Annotated in this window: 5 protein-coding genes; all 5 read right to left on the bottom strand. The window is 62.6% G+C overall.

The window, feature by feature from the left end; translation table 11 throughout:
* Positions 1-302: 302 nt before the first annotated feature.
* Positions 303-1,457, bottom strand: a complete 1,155-nt coding sequence (locus NW844_RS08520) for a tetratricopeptide repeat protein (protein ID WP_414334960.1) — start codon at positions 1,455-1,457, stop codon at positions 303-305.
* Positions 1,458-1,481: 24 nt separating this feature from the next.
* Entirely contained in the window at positions 1,482-1,787 is a 306-nt protein-coding gene (locus NW844_RS08515) for a hypothetical protein (protein WP_414334959.1), read from the bottom strand.
* Positions 1,788-1,895: 108 nt separating this feature from the next.
* The gene (locus NW844_RS08510; RefSeq protein WP_414334958.1) at positions 1,896-2,684 is read right to left on the bottom strand and encodes a hypothetical protein; all 789 of its coding nucleotides are present in this window, start codon (positions 2,682-2,684) and stop codon (positions 1,896-1,898) included.
* Between the two features lie 31 nt (positions 2,685-2,715).
* Positions 2,716-4,029: a histidinol dehydrogenase gene (gene hisD, locus NW844_RS08505; protein WP_414334957.1), complete on the bottom strand. Its 1,314-nt coding sequence runs from the start codon at positions 4,027-4,029 to the stop codon at positions 2,716-2,718.
* Between the two features lie 240 nt (positions 4,030-4,269).
* A partial coding sequence (locus NW844_RS08500) for a hypothetical protein (RefSeq protein WP_414334956.1) occupies positions 4,270-5,094 on the bottom strand: 825 nt, incomplete at its 5' end.

Below are 5,094 nucleotides of genomic sequence, written 5' to 3'. Positions count from 1 at the left end.
CCAACCGCGAAGAAGCTTGCAGGCAGACAGTATCAGGTTGTGTCCATGAAAATGCTACCAGATGTTAACAAGAACACAACTTGCCCCCGAGATCTGCCAGGAGCTGGAGTGTTCTCAGTTTGCTCAGGTTTTTCGCTGTAAGCAACAGCATCCCTACGGAAAATCAGCGGGTTTCCTCTGCATTGGGCGGAGCCACCAGATTGCTGTTGCCGGCCCATCCTCTGGAACTCAGGACGCAGACGATGAGCAACTAAAGTTGCTTACGGGCTTTTCCGCCCCGCACGAAATACGGAGCTACCAAGCTATCCCTCCGTGTCGGTTCCAAGGCCGGAGAGGGCTGTCAGGAAGGCCGTAAAGCTCGGCTCACTGCGAATGAGGTCGAAATAGGGCTCAGAGGAGAGCAAGGGGCGGTAGCGCTCCGGCTGCAGGCGCAGGGCTTGCTCCAAGGCTTGCAGAGCCTGGGGCACCTGACCTTCCCAGGCGCAGCAGCAGGCTTTGGCGTAGTGGGCCTCGGCATCTTCGGGATCCATCTGCAGGGCCCGGTCAAAACTCTGGATGGCCAGCCCGTAGAGGTTTAAGTCCATCAGCACCAGGCCGCGCTGCACCCAGATCTGAGGGCGCTGGGGATCCTGGGCCAGGGCGCGGTCGTAGCTGTTGAGAGCTTCCATCCAGTTGCCCAGGCGGTGGTGGGCAAGGGCGTGGCCGGCCCAGAGGGAAGCCGATGCGGATCCCAGTTGCAGGGCCCGTTCATAGCTGGCCAGGGCCTCGGCGTAGCGCTCCAGGTGCACTAGGGCCAGCCCGCGACTTTGCCAAACCTGGGGATTGCTGGGGTTAATGGCCAGGGCTTTGTCGTAGCTAGCTAGGGATCCCTGCCACTGCCCCAGCGAGGCCAAGGTTAGCCCGTGCAGATACCACGTTTCCGAGCTATCGGGGCGGAAGGTGAGAATCTGCTCGTAGGCGCGCAGGGCCTCTTGGTAACGGCCCAGTTGCCGCAGCGTGTTGGCCTGGTTAAAGCGGGCCTCAAAAAAATCCGGCTTTAGGTGCAAAGCCCGCTCGTAGCTGGCCAGCGCTTCCTGGTGACGGCCGAGATCGTCCAGTAGAGAGCCGCGGTTGTTCCAGGCTTCGGGAAAATCTGGCTTCAGCTCCAGGGCACGATCGTAGCTGGCCAGGGCAGCTTGGGCCTGCCCCAGGTGGTCGAGGGTGGTGGCGCGGTTGTACCAGGCAATGGGATCCTGGGGCCGATCTGCCACCGCCTGTTCGAAGGGCTGCAGTTGGGCCCCCTGTTCCACCGTAAGGGCAGAGAGGTCAACCGCCGTTGCCGGCCAAACAGTTGTCGAGTCTGGGGGAGCAGCCTGCTGCTGTCGTCGCAGCCACCAGGCCCAGCCGCCGGCCAAGAGCAACAGGCCCACCCCCAGCAGCAGCACACCCACATCGCTCGGAGCAATCGCAAACGGCATGACCCACTTCCTCGCCGCGCGACTCTACATCATCACCAAAAACGGCAGGGGATCGCTGGGCCCTGCCGGCGAGATCAGCTCGATGCGTTTTTCGCCAGGGTAGGTGCTGGGATCGATCTCAAAAGTTACGGTCAGTGCCTCGGCAGTGGCCTGCACCGGCCCTTGGGAGCGCCCCAAGGGATCCCCGAAGCTAACCCGGATCCCTTTGCCCGCCGGGCTGACGCGGATCTCCGTCACTTGATCCAGATGGGATCCCTCCAGTGTACAGACGATAACATCGCCCACAAAGGCCTCCAGAGGCCATCCCCGCCGTACCTGCGGTCTTGACATGCTCGCCCCACTCCTTGGTTATCGACGTTGCCCTTGGATCCCTTGGCCCTGCTGCGTCGCCCGCGGTCTTGGATCCGCTAACGCCAAGCTCAGGGCTATCGAGAAGGGCTACCTGATGTTTAGCCCAAAGTTCCCGGCATGACAAATGGCCGCTGACCCTGCGGGAACAGCCCCAATCCAGCCCTCTTCCAAACCCGAGGAATCGGGGACGGTCAGCGTGGCCGTTCCCCGCACCAACCAATCGGAAGAGGAGCCAACGCTCACCAGCCGCGGCACCTCTTCCAGGCTATCGGCCACGGCAAACAGCACCCGCCCTCGCGCCTGGGGATCCCAGCCCAGCAGCTCGGCATATCCCAGGGCCGGCGGTGGCTCCCAAACCTGTACCGGCGGGATCCCGGTCGAGTCGGTGGGCAAGGGCCAGATCACCGCCCGATCCCAGCTCAAATCGGTTTGGAACCAGCCTTCGTACTCCCGCGCCAGCAGAGTGTTGTCCTGCCAGGCCAGAGGCAGGATCATGGCAAAATCCAAGGGCTCGGCGGGGTCGTACACAGACGCTGAAGCTTGATAGATCACTTGCAAGGCTTGGGTACGAGTGTTCTTGGCAAACAACACACTGGTCAACCGACTGGCCTGAGGGGTGGCCACCAAATCCAGCCGCGTGTACACCTGCCACTGCGGATCCGGTGCCGGCAGAGGCCGGCTGCGCAGCAGGCCAATCAGCGTACACTGCCGTTGCCGCGCCTGCTCCTGCAGGGCATACACCCACTCCCACGGCACGGCCAGCGGCGGAGAAGGGATCCCCTCCGCAGCCGCCATCGTCGCCAACAGCAGGGATCCCATGGCCGCAGACAGAGCCCCTCTCCACCACCGCCCCTTTCGCCAGACAGAAGCTGCCATCGTCACCCAACCTGCGGCCAGGCCAAACTCTCTAGCTCCCCTCGGCCAAGCGCAGTTGCACCGAGCGGCCATGGGCGGGCAGCCCCTCCGCTTGTGCCAGAGCTTGGATCGCGCCAGCCACCTCCTGCAAAGCTGCCGAGCCGTATTGGATCAGGCTGGAGTACTTCAGGAAGGTCTCTACCCCTAGAGCTGAGGCGTAGCGAGCCGCCCCCGCTGTGGGCAAGGTGTGGTTGGGCCCGGCCAGGTAGTCTCCCACCGCCTCTGGAGTGTAGTGCCCCAGGAAGATTGCCCCCGCATGGCGAATGGGATCCAGCAGGGCCCAGGGATCCGCCACCTGCAGCTCCAGGTGCTCCGGCGCGAACTGGTTGGACAAGTTGACTGCTGTCGCCAGATCCGGCACTACGGCAATGAGCCCGTAGTTGGCCACCGCCTTTTCCACCATCAGGCGATTGGGGTGGGTCTCCAGTTGGGCCGCCACCGCCTGCTGCACCTGTTGGGCCAACTGGAGATCGGGGGTGAGGAGAACGGCCGCCGCCAGGGGATCATGCTCGGCCTGGGCCAGAAGATCGGCGGCAACATAGAGGGGATTGGCGCTCTCGTCGGCGATGATCAACACCTCGGAAGGCCCTGCCAGCGAGTCGATCCCCACCGTGCCGTATACCAGCTTCTTGGCCAAAGTCACGTAAATGTTGCCGGGGCCGGTGATTACATCCACCTTGGGGATGGTCTCGGTGCCATAGGCCAGCGCCGCAATGGCCTGGGCCCCGCCGACGCGATAGATGGTGTGGATGCCCACTTCTTGGGCGGCCACCAAAATAGCCGGGCTGATCCCCTTGCCCCCCAGCCCGTCCGATCCCGGTGGGGTCACCATGACAATCTCGGGCACCCCCGCCACCTTGGCCGGAATGGCGTTCATCAACACGGTGCTGGGATAGGCGGCCCGCCCTCCTGGAATGTAGAGGCCGGCGCGGTCCACGGGGCGGTACTGCTTGCCCAAGACAATCTCAGGGCCGGGAAAGCTCACCCAACTGCTGGGCACCCGCTGCCGGTGAAAGGCTTCAATGCGCTGTTTGGCCAGGCGCAGGGCCGATAGCAGTTGCGGCGATACCGCCTGGTAGGCCGCCTCCAGCTCCGCCCCCGAGACCTTCAGCTCCGCCACGCTTAACTCCACCTGGTCAAACTCAGCCGTGTAGGCCAGTAGAGCGCGATCCCCCTGACGGCGCACTGCTTGCAGGATCTCCCGCACAGTGGCCTCACGGTGCAGGTTCTGGTCAGCCTGAGTGCGCTCCGAGATCCGTCTAAGCTCGGCTTCAGCCTCGGTTAGCTGGGTGACGATTCTCAGCATGGCAACTCCTTCGCCTAGCGTGCCGTAAGCAGATGGTAGCGAGGGATCCGGTGGCATCGCGGTAGCAAAGCAGATCCTCACTCCACCGGTTCGTGGTGGCCAGAGGAGCCATCCTCGGTCAGGGATCCCGTCTGCACCTGGGGTGATCTGCTATGGTCATAGCTTAGCCTGGATTTTCCGCGGCCAAGAACCGGCCATGGCGCTTTGAGGACGCTGTTTGAAAAGCAGCTTCCTCTGCTTTTACCAGCGCAATTCAGCCGATTTGATTAAATTGCGAAAGTCGTGGATCACCTCTTCGCAGCGGCGGAAAAAAGCCAGTACCCAGTCCCGCAGCACCTTTTGTTGAGATTCGTCCAGCTCCTTGAGGGTGCCCCGGTAGTGGATTTGGCCGCTGCGCTCGATCTCGAACTGGTTGAGCCACTCGGCTGAGGATCCCTGGCGTTCCACCACTTCCTGCCGCGCTGCCTTCCAATAGTTGACGATCACTGCCTTGCCCAAATAGCCGCTTGTGATCTGGCAGAGGCGATTGAGAGATTGCACAAAGACATCCATCTGCATGCGGCTGCCTGTCGCTGCCGGCTGGGTCGCCTCCTCCCTTGGTGTGGGCTTGCCTTCTGCTAGGGTGGAGCTGGGTTGGGTAGGGTTCCGGACGGCCTCCGCCTGGCTGGTCAACAGGCGAAAGGTGGCCAGGCCCTTCGTCGTATCCTGTTGCAGCTCGGCTCGCAGGCGGTTGACGGCCAAGGTGTAGACCGGCATCACCAGCTCGTCATTGACCGCCACCAGCAACACCCACTCCGGCCCTAAGGGGTAGACAAAGACTCGTTGCTCGGCAAACTGAAAGTCAAAGTAGTCCAGGCCTGGGGGCATGGTCTGCAAAACCTGAAACAGCCCTTCGGCAAGGGCCTGCTGCTGCCGGCTGTCCAAGTTCTGAAAAGAGCGGTAGAAAAAAGGGCGGCCTGTCCGACTCAGGAGCGCCACCCCCATCACCCCCCGGATGGACAAAAAACTCTCGAGTGTTTCCTTCTCCATGCCCCTCAGGAGCCAACTCGGCCAACACAGCAGAGT

This window comes from Synechococcus sp. H55.2 (genome assembly GCF_047462495.1).
Taxonomy (GTDB): domain Bacteria; phylum Cyanobacteriota; class Cyanobacteriia; order Thermostichales; family Thermostichaceae; genus Thermostichus.
This window is presented reverse-complemented; position numbering and strand designations above follow the sequence as displayed.